The following is a 14,161-nucleotide window of genomic DNA, read 5'->3' as shown; positions in this document are numbered from 1 at the left end:
CACTTACTTTAGTATAGCTTTTTTTCCATTATCTTCTATCTGTTCTTTGTATAGTGGGAATTGGTATTACCTCCTAAAATCATAAAAAACTACGTATATTTGTGAGAATGCGTTGTGTAAAAATAGGGCTGTAAAAATAAAAATGGAAAATTTTACAACAAATCTAGGTAAATTAGTTCATATATAAATTTTGTAAAAATAGGCTAATATAGCTGGTTTTAGCGTACAGTGAAATTATTATATTAAAAAGTTCGTATGTATCATTTGGTAGAGGAAAGAAACTACAAAACAATTCAAGTAGCAAACTCTTCGATGGAAGTAGAGAATGGGAACCGTAGCCGTCGTTCTATCAATCAACCTTATTTAAAACCACTTTTGTTCCAGATCCGAGGTTGGTTTGTAAACATAATGAGTCGATTATCTTTTCAAAGCGTTTCCAACAAGCAGACTCTATTATCAGCGCCTTTAGTAAATAAAGAATTTGTAAAAGGAATTGACGATAAAACTAAAGTGGTGCCAGACATTAGAAGCATTTCAGCACAATCTGATATAAATGGAAGAATACTATTAGCTGATATGTTGCTGGCCAAGAGAGGTAAAAGACAAATGTATACTTCTTCAGCAGATAAACAGATTTCTTTACAAGAGGCACAAGGCTATTCATTAAATATCGTAGATAAGTTTGAAGCAGAACTAAAACAAGCAGCTTTTCGTTGTGGTATATCGGTACAACAATTAAAAATTAATTTTCAAGAAGTACAATTAAGTGTACTTAAGAAAGTCATAGCGGGAAACTATCATGAAATCTCAGGTATGCTGTACTCATATGCAGAAAAAGCTTGTCCAGCATTAGAGCAAAAGGAGAAATTCTCAATGTCTTTTAAAGGTAAAATCGAGCAAATGTTGCAGAAAGAAATGATGCCTTTACTGGACAAAGCAAATGTTGATCCTTCATCAGTAAGTACTAATAAAGCTGTAGCTCTATCTGGTCCTAGAACCAATTTAAATAACGTATCAATTACAACTAATTCTACTGAATTGATCAGATAGAGCCTGAGTGACGGAAGGAGCAGGTGTTTGCATTTTTTGTGGCTACTTGCTCCTACTGTTTCTCTAACTAATGTTGATTGATCAGAAAGTCTGTTTGATTTCGTCAAGGGAAAGTCCGGTGATTTCAGCTATAACATCTATAGAGACAACGGCCTTAAGTGAATTTTTTGCCACTGCTATTTTAGCTTTTTCTTCGCCGATTAGGATGCCTTTTTCATGTCCGATTTGGATGGCTTCTCTATTTATGAGCTGTATTAGCTGTGGTATTACGTAGCAGATTATCCAACCTGGTGCTCCTCTGCCATTTTCCCACTTAGCAAATCTCATCTTTTCCTTGAGATAATATCTCCTATAAGCTTCCACAGAACTGCTGCATTTATACTGATCCGGCAGTGCTTGTATAAAAGCTTGCATATCAGTTGATCGAAAAATGAGTAAATCCTTATTACTATCACACCAATTTATTACTTCCTCTGATTTATGCTTTCTTTTGTATCGCCAAGTGTACTCTTTACATAATTCTCTTCCGTACTCTATCAACCAACAAAAATTCCCTTTCGATTGCCTAGCCCACAAAGAACAAGGATGATTGTTGTGAGTCAGTTTATATGGGACTTCTATATTCTGATTTATGATACTGACAAAAGGATTTGGCACTTTCAATGCTGTTGAAAAAACATTACTCAATAATTGAGCAGTTTCTAATGGCATTTTTACTATATGCTTATCACATAACATTTGAGCCGCAATTGCTGGGTTTTCATCTAGTATAAAGATGTTCATCTATACACCCAAAGATAGAATTAGCTTAAGTCTTTGACTTCGTTAACTGTAAGACCAGTAGTTTGAGCTATAATATCAATAGAAACCCCTGCTTTAAGTAGATTCTTTGCAACTGCTATTTTAGCTTGCTTTTCACCCTCTTTTCTGCCTTTTTCATGACCGATTTGGATGCCTTCTTGTCTACCTTCTTGTTTAGCATCATCGAGTTTTTGAGCGAGGACAGCCTGTTCATCAAGAATACGCTTGATCTCTTGTTCATAGGCAATAAATTCTTTTTCAGACCAGTTGAATCTATTTAGCTCTTCATAGGCCTTTTTAATTATTACATCACTACCTATTATTTTTTCCAGCTCTTCTTCACTAGTCTCATCTGCATATTGTTGTCTAAGTGAAGAAGGTCGCCCTTCCTCACTCGACTGCAAAACCGTACGTGAGACTTTGCGCCTCATACGGCTTCTCTCTAATTTGGTGCTTTTCATGCACACCTCCTGTGTAATTCATCGTGACAATGTCCATGTAACAAAGATAAGTTTGTGATCATATTGTTTCGTCTATTCCGGTCTTTGTGATGTATTTCTATTGTATCATCACTTTTAAACCATAGTCTACAATTATCGCATTTACTTTGTTGCAACCTCAATAATTTTATTACTCCTAGTGGCTTATCTGGTATTTTTCTCAGACGTTTACCCCAATATACCCAATCACCATCATATGGGGATCTGGTTTTTTGCACTTTGATATGTCGTTTAATAACATGATCGCTGTGTATAGTAAGACGTACCTTGTTACTTGTCATAAAGCGCCAGTTTTCGTTATTATACTTCTTAAAGTACTTTCTTTTTATCCAGCATCTCCCTTTGTTTGGGTGCCTAAAAACTGCCCACTTCCAGAGTTTTCTATGCATAATATTATCCAATGAGCTAAAGATTTTACATGAAACTACCGAGGAGTAATATTGACTCCATCCTCTGTTTATTGGATTGAGATCCTTTATCACCCGTTCTTGTGGTGCTCCACGCATTTCTCTGAGTTTATGTTTAATAGCTAGTGTATGCTGTTTTATAGAATTACGACTTGGTTTGATTAATAACTTGTAACCTTTCTTACTTTCTTTTATTGGATATTGTCTTATTGAAAATCCAAGAAAATCAAATCCTGGTTTTGTTTCGTCAATGGTTCTTAATGTATGAGAAACTCTTGTTTTAGAGGGCTTTAATTTTAGTCCAATGGTTTCTAACCATTCTTCAACTAAAATTTTTGCTTTAAGAATAATCTCTTCGTTTTCATGTATGATGACAAAATCATCACAGTAGAAAATTACACTAATAGACTTTTGCGCGTTTCTATGCGATATCCTACCATATTTTCTTTTCATGCATTGAAAGAGTTCGTTTGTTAATGCTTTTTTGACATGTTGCTCTAATCCGTGTAATGCAACACAAGCTAGCAACGGTGAGATTACCCCGCCAACAATGTTGCAAATTTTTCTTTTCTTCTCGATTATTTCCAGGAGAGTTTGGTAGCTCTTTTACACGAAATACCACATTTACGTCCTCAAGGTTAATTTCAATTCTCTTGACTAACGTTCTAATAATATCACGTTTAGTTAGCCAGTCTGCGTTATCAAGGTTTGATGTAATATTGGAAGAAAAGTCTTCTAAATTGGTTACAACCAAAGTTAATTCCTGTTTTAATTTCTTTTGATCGAATATCCTTTTCTTCTCCTCTTCAATTGTTTTTAAACTTTGTTTCATTGCTTTAATTCGTGGTTCAAATTCTTCTTGATTAATATATTCTTGAGCATAACTATCAATAAGTCTAGCAATACCACGTTTTAATTTATTTTCTTGTTTCTCTAGTAAATCGCTTTTTTGATCCCATGATGATTTTTTAAGCTCTGAAAGTCTACGCCTGTATTCTTCTAAAACCCTATTTGGATTTTTCAATAAATGCTTAACCTCTTCCCAAACGGCTGTTTCTAATGCATCTGTACGAATGTGTTTATTATCACAAATTTTATTACCACCAAAACGGTAAGAATCTCTACCAATACAACGATAATAAGCATAATGATCAATTTTTTCTCCTCGCTTATTTCTTACAGGACTTCCGTAATATGCATAACGACAACGCTTACATACGATTAAACCTTGTAGTAAATATTTTGCTCCTCTTTCTCTTGTCCTTGCTATTTTTCTATTCTCAGCTAATTGTTCTTGAACTATATCAAATACATCTTCGTCCACTATATTTGGCACTTTAACATAAATCCAATTTGCTTTTTCAACAGAATAGGTAGAGTAATTATCTTTCGGTTGTTCACAAGAATGTTTCTGTGGTCTGATATGTTGTAACTTTATACCTACTTTTGTTTTACCAAAAGCCGCTTGTCCTTTGTAAGCAGGATTTTTTAACATACCCCAAATCACACTTCTATCCCAGTACTTTTTTCCTGTTCGTGTTATAATAGACATAGTGTTTAGCCGACGACACACTTCCCCAATACTTGTCCTTTCTCTTCCTATCCACAAAAATACTTTCCTAACAACATTAGCTTCTTCTTCGTTTATTTCAAATAAAGCTTGTCCTCCTCCCATATATTTATCTATATAACGATAACCATAAGGAGCTCCTCCCATTACGCTTACACAACCTTTATTAGCTGCATAAATCTTTCCGCGACGACTTCGTTCCATAATTTTCGCTCGTTCATATTCTGCTATCATACCTTGCATTTGTAACAGCAATTGAGATTCTGGATTATCGTTAATCTCATAATTTAAGAAAACCGTTTCTGCTCCTGCTTTCTCAAATTCTTCAAGTAATACCATTTGATATGCATATTTTCTAGATAAGCGATCAGGTGAATGAATGTAAATTCTATCAATTTTACCTTCTGTTACTTTATCACGTAACTTTTCTAGATCAGGACGGACTAGATTAGATCCACTGTAGCCATTATCAATAAATTTATACTCACTTAATAATTTGTATCCATCCGTACTAATTTGCTTCTCTAAAGCTGCAACTTGACTTGCTATTGTATTTTCTTGTGCTTGTTTCCCCGAAGAAACTCTTGCATATAAACTCACTGTTACCATTTGATCCTCCTTGAATCCCATTTTTATGTTTTAAATTTTTTTGGCTTACTTGCTTTGACACGGCTTTTTCATAAGCATCTAACAAATACTTTTCTGCCAACCGGTTAGTTTCATAGCTACAGCTAATCCGTATAGCTAATCTCTTATTTCCCATGAACTTTCCTTGAAATAATATGTTCATATCATTCATTGAAACTGATGGTTAATTGATTGTTGGCACTATAAATAAATGGCACTCTTGTTTTTGGACATAGAAGTTTTCGAGAAATGCTTTTCTCTAATTTTACGTTTTTTGCAACATTGTTGGCGGGGTAGTAACTCGTCATCCCGCTACTTATTAGCGGGATCTATGCTAAAAGATACCGCGAATGAATCGCGGTATGACGGTTCGCGGTGGTATAGTAACTCGTCATCCCGCTACGTGTTAGCGGGTGAGATACCGCGGCGGTATGACGGTTCGCGGCGGTATGACGATAACCTCGTCATCCTGCTACGTGTTAGCGGATGAGATACCGCGATTCATTCGCGGTATGACGGTCTGCGGCAGTATGACGGTTCGCGGTGGCATCTCGTCATCCCGCTACTTGTTAGCGGGATCTAGAGATACCGTGAATAAATCACGGTATGACGTGTTAGCTATACCTTTTTTCTACTTAGCTTGGGTTATACAAGAAGTCTAATGAAGTGAAAATAAATTTATTTACCAAAATAGAGTTGCCTTGGTCTACAGATCTTAGTTTCTTTATCATTTATCATTTCATACCACTGAGTAACCCAACCAGTGGTTCTTGCAAGTGCAAAAATAGGCGTGAACATATTTGAGGGAATATCGATAGCATTCATTATTATACCTGAGTAAAAATCAACATTTGGATATAACTTACGCACGATAAAATATTCATCCTTTAAAGCTATTTCTTCAAGTTTTTTTGCAATTTTGAGCAATTCATTATTTTGTTCTAGTTTACTTAGAACCTCATGACAAGCGTCTTTCAATATCCGCGCGCGCGGATCATAATTTTTATAAACACGATGTCCAAATCCCATCAATTTAAATGGATCTTTATCATCTTTAGCTTTTTCGATGAATTTATCTATATCTTCACTTTGCTCTATCTCTTTTAGCATATTTATAACTGCTTCATTAGCTCCACCATGTGCTGGTCCCCAAAGTGTAGCAACTCCTGCAGAGAGGCTTGCAAACAGATTAGAGCCAGCCGATCCCACCAATCTGACAGCCGCCGTAGAAGCATTCTGTTCATGATCAGCATGGAGAGTAAATATTTTATCCAGAGCTTTTGCAAAAAGGGCGCTTTTATCATTATCAACAGCATCGCCAAATATCATCTTTAAGAAATTTTCACTGTAACTTAATTCATTGTTAGCATTTATGAATTCCTGATTGTTGATATGCCTATAAATCATTGCAACAATTGCAGGAACTTGTGCTATTGCAGAAATTCCAAAATCTAAATCTTCACCATTGACATTGTTGCCATGTGTTTCATGGTAAGATGCTGACAAATTTGCAAAACATGCAACTAAAATCGACATAGGGTGAGCAGTTTTTGGAAATGCTTTGATTACATTTGTAACTTGCTCTGATACTTTGGATGATTCTTGTATTTTGAGAAGAAATTTTTTGTGTTGCTCTGAACTGGGTAGTTCACCATAGAGTAATAAATAAATCACAGCAGTAAAACTATTATTCTCTGCCAAATCAGCTATATCATGTCCCCTATATTTAAGAACTCCTTCATCTCCATCAATAAATGTAATCGAAGAAGAACATGAAGCTGTGGAAACAAACCCCGGATCATAAGTGAATAATCCTGTCGTCTTATATAAATCCTTGATATTTAACACGTCAGGACCTATTGTTCCACTTAATATGGGTAGCTCAATTTTTAATCCATTACTTAGTTCTAATAGCACTTTTTTATCCATCACTTAAGCTACTTAAATTTTATACAGAATATACAAACTGAAGAGTATATATTAATACAGTTAACTTTACATTAACCGTATTAAGCGGTCATCAATGCTTTTACTTTTGCATTTAAGCGACTTATTTTACGCGCAGCAGTATTCCTATGAATAACACCTTTATTCACACACTTGTGTAAATTAGATTCAGCATTCCGAAATGCCAGAACAACATTTTCTTTGTCGCCAGACTTGATTATATCAACCAATTTTCTAATAGCGGTGCGAGTTTTACTTTTCCGCATCTTATTTATTAAAGTGCGCTTTGCTATTACCTTTATCATTTTTTTAGCACTCTTATGATTTGCCATATATTAATACCTAAAATACTGTACTTTTTTTTTAATTATAAAGTTTTTTTGTTAATTTGCAATATCAGTTTTTTCTATGGTTAATCTACTGCTTCTCTCTTCAATAATTTTTTCTAAACTTTGCAAGAATTCATTTTTGTTTAACCCAGGATATATTGGGGGCAATATTTCTATTACTGCCTTTCCGGGATTCTTTCTCAGAGAAAGTATGCTTTTTGGCCAAAACAAACCAGTGTTTAAAGCAACCGGTAACACAGGAACAGATAATACGCTATATAAAGCAGCAATACCTGGTTGATATTTTATATTTTGGTTTATAGTCGTTCTTGTACCTTCAGGAAATATTATTATGCTTCTATTTTCTTTTATACGCATTTTTGCTAGTTTAATTATATGGCGTATAGAACTGATACCATCTGAACGGTTAATAAAAATCATTTTCAGCGCTATAAGATGTAAACCAATGAATGGAATCCATTTCAATTCACGTTTTAAAATAAAAACCGCTTTTCTAAATAGTAGTATAAAAATAAATGTTTCAAATGGAGATTGGTGTTTAGATGCAATGATAAAAGGTTGCTTAGGAATGTTTTCCATTCCCCTCACTTCATATTTAATGCCACATAATAAACGCAGCATGAATAATACAACTCTCACCGAACAGACGAGGAAAATGGTTATTACATACTCAGGAAAGAAAATTACAGGGAGAGCAATTAAAGTATAGAATACTTCCCATAATATAAGGAAGAAATTAAACAATAAACTTGAAATCACAAACTCACATAAACTTATTTGAATTTAACTTTACTACAAATTAAAAGCAATAAGTTTAATTATTGATCATCTGAGTAATAGGATGCGAATCAGCTAATTTGTCCTTTAACTTTTCGTTAGCAATATGAGTATATATTTGTGTTGTAGAAAGGTTAGTATGGCCAAGAACTTTCTGTATCAACACAATATTTGCTCCGCTATCCAGTAGATGGGTAGCAAAAGAATGCCTAATCACGTGTGGAGAGATCTTATTTTCATCAATATTGCATTTTCTTGCTAACTCCTTCATTAATTGACCGACCCTCTGCCTTGTAATTGGTTTATTAGGTTTATCACCTGGGAATAGCCAATCGGATTCCTTTTCGTTAGGGATCAGATTGTCACGAACTGATAAATAATTTCTAAGGCTCTGCAATGCTTGTTCATTAAAAAGAATTTGCCTCTCTCTACCACTTTTTCCTTTTATTATTATATAGCATTCTTTGTTATTACTGTTTATTAAATGTGACACTTCACATAACTTCATATCAATTAGTTCAGAAACACGCATTCCAGAAGAGTAAAGGATATCTAAAATCGCACATAGCCTTTTACTGCTTATCTCTTTATTCGATTCGCTTGCTGATTTTCTCACTGCGTCCATTAGCAAAAATATTTCTTCGACACTTAAATACTTAGGCAAAGGACGAGAAACTTTTGGATTCTTTAATTCAGCATCATTAGCCGGTGCTGGATTAAAATCTATTATTCCGTCATTAAATAGACACTTATAGAAATTTTTCATAGCGGATATTTTTCTTGATATAGAGCTACTTTTATATTTTTTTTGTGTACATAGATATTTCACATAATCTTTAATATTGGTTTTGTTTACGCCAACCAAGGTAGTGCCGCTTTCTAATAAAAATTCTTCAAACTGGTGTAAATCCGAACGATAACTTTCCAGAGTATTTTGTGTAGCGGACCTCTCTGAAGCCAAAGCATCTATGTAATATGTTATGTAAAGATTTTCTTTTTTATTTTGCGACTGTTTATTTTTCATTATCAGCTCCTATATTTATTTCTTTGGCTATAATTTGATTGGAAGTGTTTCCTATGTGTCTTATGAGAAAATATGAGACAAATAAGGCATTTATCAATAGAGTGAACATCACAAACCTTTGCTTTAACCTTTTTTTTAAATTTAATCTTACTCTTATCATAGTTAAATTATAACGTCAAATCTATAAAAAACACCTTATAAAGTGAGCTCTACTATAAATATAGAATACTTCTTAGCTGTATCTATCTATATTTATTATAACATAACATTTATTATAATTCTAACATGGACAGATAGAGATTTCAATTACGTTAGTGTTATGGGTGTTAATAAATTTTTAATATATACCTTTACAAAAGAAGAAATCAAATGGCATCTTTTTTAAATAAAGTGCTAATAAAAGGAACGGTCACATTTGACCCTATAGATTCATTATCTATCTTCTCTATAATTTTATCAATGCTATAGAAAGAACGTTCTATTCTTGCTAAAATATAATTAATCACTTTTAAATCAATTTTTAACTGTTTATCTGAAAATCGTTTTATTAGCATGATTCTTAATAATTCTTCGCTTGCAGGCAAAATTTTTACGCTGATAGTTGATAATATTCGAGAACTTAAATCTCTTAGTTTGAAGTTAAGTTTTTTTGGTGAAATTGAAGAAGTGATTAGCAGCTTCTTATCATTTTCTTTCATGTAATTGTAACAATGTAATAACATTTCTTCATCTTTAATGTTTTGTACGTCTTCTAAAATAAAAGCATCGCTATACCTAATCTCGCTTACAAAGTTATTCACATTGATAAAAATTGCATCGTTTATTGACTGCCAAATATGAGCAAGATGAGTTTTACCAGAGCTTTTAGGTCCAAAAAGAATGAGAGATTTCCAAGATAAATCCTCAATTACTGAATTATATATGTGCTTATTTTCATCTAAGATGATGTAATTTTGCCGACTATAATCAGCTTGATTGTTGTTAAATAAATTTAATTGCACATTAAACCTCTTACGTAACCTCTTTCTGGTAGTAATTTTTGCGCAGAAATTTACTTACGCTCCTCAAATATCTCAGGTATTCTGGGCTCATTTCTCCTCTTACCATAAATTGATTATGCAAAAGGTCTGTTAGCCGTTTTTATAAAGCTCACTTTTAAAATATTTATTGATTGCATATTCTACTGATACATTGAACATTGCTATTATTGGAATAAAAAGTAATATACCTGTAAATCCAAAATATGAAGCGCATATAGTAATTCCCAGAATAATTACAGTTGGATGTATATGAACTTTTTTTCCTATTAATAAAGGAACTAATATGTTTGAATCTATTAATTGTCCAACACCAAATAATAGCAAAACGGCAGCACTTTCAAACCATTCACTAAATTGAGTAATAGCGCTCAAAAACCCAATAATGGTATATAATAATGGTCCTACGTAAGGTATGAACGTTAATATTCCTGATAAAATTCCAATAACAATAGAGTGTTTCAATCCGATTATGCTCAGGCTCACAGAGTAAAAGACCATCATGACAATACATACATTTACCTGCCCCTTTAGATAATTAGATATGATGAAATCCACTTTGGAAAAATAATTTGCAACTTTTTCTCTATAAGAAACAGGAATTAATTTATTAGCTTTTTCTATAATTAAAGGCCAATCACGTAATATATAGAAAAACACTACAGGAGTAATCACCATTAATGATACCGTGTGAATCAAGCTAAAGCTTGAACTTAACACTTGGATTATAAAGTTACTAGCAATATCAAGAGCATTTATGAAATAAGATACATAGTCGCTGTAATTTTCTGCTAGATTTTTAGATAAGTGATCAAATAAGCTATCCTCGATTTTTATATTAAGAAATTCTAATACAGAGGGGATTACTTTAAGTTTTAATGAAGGCACTTTACTCACTAAGAAATTTAATATTGAAGTAATTTGAACATATATAATAGGTAAAACAAATGTTATAACTAGTATAAAAGCTATTAATAAAACAAGTATTATAAAAATTACAGAACATGAACGCGGTATTCTATACTTTTCAAACTTGACTACTAGCGGATTAAACAAATATGCAATAACAATAGACATTAAACATGGAAAAATCATAGGACGCATCAGGAATAACATCCCTATTATAAAAAGGAGTATAAAACAAATAGTTATATGACGTTTTTGCATGCGTTTAGCATAGTCAATTTACTGAAAAATATACAGTTTATTGTAAATACTATCTATTCATTGTTTTATCAATTTTATTAAGTATTAGGTCAATCAAATTTTCACCCAATTCTTGACTAGATAAAACTCCGTTATGTGGATCATCTTCATACCTTTTCGAATTAACAATCTTGATCAATTTTCCACGTAGCAATACATCATTTTCTATTGCGTGCGCCAATTGTGCAGGTTGTGGTATTAAGTAATCTCTTTTGCTATTAATAACTATTATTGGCATATTCAATTTTCCCTCATCTCGCAACTTTCGTATATCGTTCACTAAATCAAAATCTAGATCTAAAGCCTTTAGCAATTTTTTAAAAATGGATGAGGGCAACATACTTAAAATTTTTGCTTGAGGGATCGGAAAATGCCCTATTGCTGTATGAAAAGAGCTGAAAGTGCTAGTAAAAATAACACTTCCAAGTTTAACGTTTTTGTCTGCAAAGTGCTTCAAAACTGCCGATGCAACTGCTCCTCCAAAGGAATGGCCAAAAAGTATAATGTTTTCAGGCCTCACACCCTTGTCCATTAATTCATTGATTTCTTCTATCGAGGGCTTAAGCAAACTTTGATCTCTATTTATAAAGGGAATAATAATAAGCATTACGGATAAAAAAATGCAAGTTAGAGCAGCTAAGCTTGCTAAACCAACTACTCCAGCTGTTATGGGGCTTATAAGTAGTAATATTGCAATGGGCGCTGATACAGATGCCACGAGGAACAAAAAGCTAACTGCAGCATAAGTTATGTAGTTTTGGAATATAGCCGGATATTTATGTGTATGAGCAATAGCTTTTAGCCTATTTCTGCCACATAAATGCTGTAAGCATTGTTGAGCATTTTTATGATTATCCCCTATTCCATGAAAGAATATAAGGTGTATCTCATTTTCTTTATTACACTTAGTAATGTGCATTCTAGCATCGTATTATATCTTATAAGATAATACACTCTTTTTTTAAAACTGTAAATAACTTGTTACTATACACTTACGCTGAAAATGATAAATATGCACACTAACAGACTTAAGAAATACAAAATAGCAGCATTAATAGTTGCAGCAGGAGTAGGCAGTAGATGCAGTAACACAATTCCTAAGCAGTATACAAAACTTGCAGGTAAATCTGTTTTATTTCATGCAATTAAAAGATTTCTGGCTAACCAATATATAGATTACATAAGAATAGCAATTAATAGAGACCATGAAAGTTTTTATAGGGAAGCAATGGATCTCTTATCCAACCATTATTTAAGTGAAAAATCAGCAGTACACTCCTTCCAGCGCGTGACGCTGGAATCTAGAAAAAAAGAAAGTATGGATCCAAGTAGTCAAGCTACTTGGATGACAGGAGGTGTAGATACTAAATTACTAAGTCCAATATATGGAGGAGAAAACAGGCAAAATTCAGTTAAACTAGGGCTTGAAAGCTTACAAAAAATTAACCCAGATTTTGTAGTTATACACGATGCTTGTAGGCCTTTTGTGTCAGATGTTCTGATAGATAACTTGGCTCAGTCCATGATTAATGATCAATATACAGGAGTAGTACCAGCAATAGAAGTCGAAGACACTATGTCATTGGTGGGTAATAATTTCGTTGAATCTACGATTTCAAGAGGAAAACTCAGAGCCATACAAACTCCTCAAATTTTTAATTTCAAAGAATTATTATCGTGCCATCAATCAGACAAAGAATTTACTGACGATTCATCACTAATGGTAGAGCACAAAAAACATGTTGCGATTATTAAAGGTGAGAAAAGCAATTTTAAGTTAACCACAAAAGAGGATATCAATATGGCAAAGCTTCTCTTTGAAGAGCCAAAATTTCGTGTCGGAACTGGTTATGATATACATAAGTTCATTAAAGTTCAAAATGGTGCTGAGAGCTTTATAAAAATTTGCGGTGTGAAAATTGAACACAACATGGCAATAGAAGCGCACTCTGATGGTGATGTTGCAATACATGCAATCGTTGATGCAATACTCGGAGCACTGGGATGTGGCGACATAGGAGAGCACTTTCCTCCTAGTTCCTCTGAATGGAAAGATTGCAATTCATCTCACTTTCTTGACTTTGCTGCTAAAAAAGCAAAGGAAAAAGGGTACAGCGTGTCTAATTTAGATATTACTATAGTTTGTGAGGAGCCTAAAATATCGCCTTACAAAGTAGAAATGAAGAAATTCATATCAAAAGCATTAGAGATTGATGATGAATTCGTAAATGTCAAAGCAACCACTGCAGAAAAATTAGGTTCTCTTGGAAGAAATGAAGGAATAGCAGCATATGCTTCTGTGTTATTGCATACAAACTTTTATTGGAAATAGAAACGAAAAAACTTACTTGACACCCTTCGCCAGCCCCCTTATCATGAAACTGAAGGTATTCAGTTATCTTCATCTGTGCAGATTAAACAGCAAGAAAACAACGTAGTTGGCGTCTTATTTTTAATTTTTTGCACTATGTGCACCTTATGTCTTCACAACATTTCTGGGTTTTTACCTATATAAGCTGAAACGCGCTTATAAGTCGTTTAAGACAGTATAGTACGCCAATTTGCAGGATTAGAGAGTGACAACTAGCTAACACGGGATTTCTTTTGCCTTTTTTTCTGCTTAGTAAATTTCTTAAACATTTAAACTAAGGTGAGTTGCATTTAAAAGCAGCTAAATTGCAGTGTTTAAGACTTAAAAAACGCCAATACTGAAAATAGACAATGACTAGGGCTTCTTTTGCCTTTTTTTTCATTTGGTAAATTTCTTAAATATTTATAGCTTATACTAAAATAATACCTTTTTTCTGTTTAGGTTATGCAAGAACCCATGCTTGACACTTGGATTTAGTGCAGCTACCCTAAATT

14 protein-coding genes and 1 pseudogene are annotated in these 14,161 nt (G+C 33.3%); 4 read left to right on the top strand and 11 right to left on the bottom strand.

The features are described from left to right. The first annotated feature begins 312 nt into the window (after positions 1 to 312). Positions 313 to 1,050 carry a latrotoxin-related protein gene (locus OOK92_RS00840; protein WP_264688116.1) on the top strand — a complete coding sequence of 246 codons (738 nt, stop codon included), beginning with the start codon at positions 313 to 315 and terminating at the stop codon, positions 1,048 to 1,050. Positions 1,051 to 1,131: 81 nt separating this feature from the next. Here the strand turns inward: OOK92_RS00840 and OOK92_RS00835 are convergent, their stop codons facing one another. The 4 genes and pseudogenes from OOK92_RS00835 to OOK92_RS00820 form a co-directional block, all read right to left on the bottom strand. Beyond that, positions 1,132 to 1,833: a pyrimidine dimer DNA glycosylase/endonuclease V gene (locus OOK92_RS00835; protein ID WP_264735951.1), complete on the bottom strand. Its 702-nt coding sequence runs from the start codon at positions 1,831 to 1,833 to the stop codon at positions 1,132 to 1,134. Positions 1,834 to 1,853: 20 nt separating this feature from the next. Continuing rightward, a pseudogene (locus OOK92_RS00830) lies at positions 1,854 to 2,213 on the bottom strand (Rpn family recombination-promoting nuclease/putative transposase); the annotation flags it as partial. A 95-nt stretch (positions 2,214 to 2,308) separates the two neighbouring features. Further along, positions 2,309 to 3,286 carry a group II intron maturase-specific domain-containing protein gene (locus tag OOK92_RS00825; protein ID WP_264735523.1) on the bottom strand — a complete coding sequence of 326 codons (978 nt, stop codon included), beginning with the start codon at positions 3,284 to 3,286 and terminating at the stop codon, positions 2,309 to 2,311. Beyond that, positions 3,192 to 4,958 (bottom strand): recombinase family protein, encoded by a 1,767-nt coding sequence (locus OOK92_RS00820; RefSeq protein ID WP_264735921.1) that lies wholly within the window; start codon positions 4,956 to 4,958, stop codon positions 3,192 to 3,194. Before OOK92_RS00820 ends, OOK92_RS00825 begins: the two co-directional genes overlap by 95 nt. A 208-nt stretch (positions 4,959 to 5,166) precedes the next feature. On the opposite strand from OOK92_RS00820, the gene OOK92_RS00815 reads away from it, so the two are divergent. After that, positions 5,167 to 5,445 (top strand): hypothetical protein, encoded by a 279-nt coding sequence (locus OOK92_RS00815; RefSeq protein ID WP_264735950.1) that lies wholly within the window; start codon positions 5,167 to 5,169, stop codon positions 5,443 to 5,445. After that, the gene (locus OOK92_RS00810) at positions 5,432 to 5,617 is read left to right on the top strand and encodes a hypothetical protein (RefSeq protein WP_264735949.1); all 186 of its coding nucleotides are present in this window, start codon (positions 5,432 to 5,434) and stop codon (positions 5,615 to 5,617) included. The genes OOK92_RS00815 and OOK92_RS00810 overlap by 14 nt, the downstream gene beginning before the upstream one ends. 16 nt (positions 5,618 to 5,633) lie before the next feature. Here OOK92_RS00810 and OOK92_RS00805 read toward each other — a convergent pair whose 3' ends face one another. The 7 genes from OOK92_RS00805 to OOK92_RS00775 all read right to left on the bottom strand — a co-directional run bounded on the left by OOK92_RS00805 (position 5,634) and on the right by OOK92_RS00775 (position 12,215). After that, complete coding sequence (locus OOK92_RS00805) at positions 5,634 to 6,884, bottom strand: citrate synthase (protein ID WP_253309349.1); 1,251 nt, start codon at positions 6,882 to 6,884, stop codon at positions 5,634 to 5,636. An 80-nt stretch (positions 6,885 to 6,964) separates the two neighbouring features. Beyond that, positions 6,965 to 7,234, bottom strand: coding sequence for a 30S ribosomal protein S20 (gene rpsT, locus OOK92_RS00800; protein ID WP_006279236.1), 270 nt, complete (start codon positions 7,232 to 7,234; stop codon positions 6,965 to 6,967). Between the two features lie 51 nt (positions 7,235 to 7,285). Further along, positions 7,286 to 7,873, bottom strand: a complete 588-nt coding sequence (locus OOK92_RS00795; RefSeq protein WP_220468068.1) for a lysophospholipid acyltransferase family protein — start codon at positions 7,871 to 7,873, stop codon at positions 7,286 to 7,288. Between the two features lie 193 nt (positions 7,874 to 8,066). Further along, positions 8,067 to 9,053: a tyrosine recombinase gene (locus OOK92_RS00790; protein ID WP_253309350.1), complete on the bottom strand. Its 987-nt coding sequence runs from the start codon at positions 9,051 to 9,053 to the stop codon at positions 8,067 to 8,069. A 365-nt stretch (positions 9,054 to 9,418) separates the two neighbouring features. Further along, on the bottom strand, positions 9,419 to 10,054 hold the full coding sequence (locus OOK92_RS00785; protein ID WP_253309351.1) for a DnaA ATPase domain-containing protein: 636 nt from the start codon (positions 10,052 to 10,054) through the stop codon (positions 9,419 to 9,421). 129 nt (positions 10,055 to 10,183) lie between these two features. After that, positions 10,184 to 11,257 carry an AI-2E family transporter gene (locus OOK92_RS00780; RefSeq protein WP_264735948.1) on the bottom strand — a complete coding sequence of 358 codons (1,074 nt, stop codon included), beginning with the start codon at positions 11,255 to 11,257 and terminating at the stop codon, positions 10,184 to 10,186. A gap of 49 nt (positions 11,258 to 11,306) precedes the next feature. Next, positions 11,307 to 12,215, bottom strand: coding sequence for a PGAP1-like alpha/beta domain-containing protein (locus OOK92_RS00775; protein WP_264735947.1), 909 nt, complete (start codon positions 12,213 to 12,215; stop codon positions 11,307 to 11,309). Positions 12,216 to 12,299: 84 nt separating this feature from the next. Between OOK92_RS00775 and ispF the strand changes: the two genes are divergently transcribed. Beyond that, the gene (gene ispF, locus OOK92_RS00770) at positions 12,300 to 13,628 is read left to right on the top strand and encodes a 2-C-methyl-D-erythritol 2,4-cyclodiphosphate synthase (protein WP_264735946.1); all 1,329 of its coding nucleotides are present in this window, start codon (positions 12,300 to 12,302) and stop codon (positions 13,626 to 13,628) included. Positions 13,629 to 14,161: the final 533 nt, after the last annotated feature.

The sequence above is a fragment of the Wolbachia endosymbiont (group A) of Rhinocyllus conicus genome (assembly GCF_947250775.1).
Taxonomy (GTDB): domain Bacteria; phylum Pseudomonadota; class Alphaproteobacteria; order Rickettsiales; family Anaplasmataceae; genus Wolbachia.
The sequence above is the reverse complement of the archived record's forward strand: the minus strand, read 5'-3'. Positions and strand labels throughout refer to the sequence as shown.